Origin of the sequence: Chromohalobacter sp. HP20-39 (assembly GCF_033052815.1) — a bacterium.
Lineage (GTDB): Bacteria > Pseudomonadota > Gammaproteobacteria > Pseudomonadales > Halomonadaceae > Chromohalobacter.
Genome location: NZ_JAWHTP010000866.1, coordinates 1 through 257, shown reverse-complemented (window position 1 = coordinate 257; position 257 = coordinate 1). Strand labels below are relative to the sequence as shown.

Sequence of the window (257 nt, the reverse complement as noted above, 5' to 3'; positions counted from 1 at the left end):
CGCCTTCCTGGTTGATCATGATCATGGTTTCCTGCGTCGCCTCGGCCGCGGCGACGGACCTGTCCGTAACCGACACGGCCTCAGCGGCGGCAGCGGGATTGGTCTCGATGGCAGCGCCATAGACCGCGAAGCCCAGCGCCCGGCTGGCATTGGCATATTCGTTGAGCGCCAGCGCATCGGCCCGGGTCTGGCCCCCGGTCGAGACACGCATCTGCGCCAGCCGCTGTGAGCGCGGCGTGGACGGGAAGAGCTCTTCC

Annotated in this window: 1 protein-coding gene; it reads right to left on the bottom strand. The window is 68.1% G+C overall.

Translation table 11 applies throughout. The annotated features are described in order from the left end of the window. A partial coding sequence (locus tag RVY79_RS20430) for a hypothetical protein (RefSeq protein ID WP_317466417.1) occupies positions 1 to 257 on the bottom strand: 257 nt, incomplete at both ends.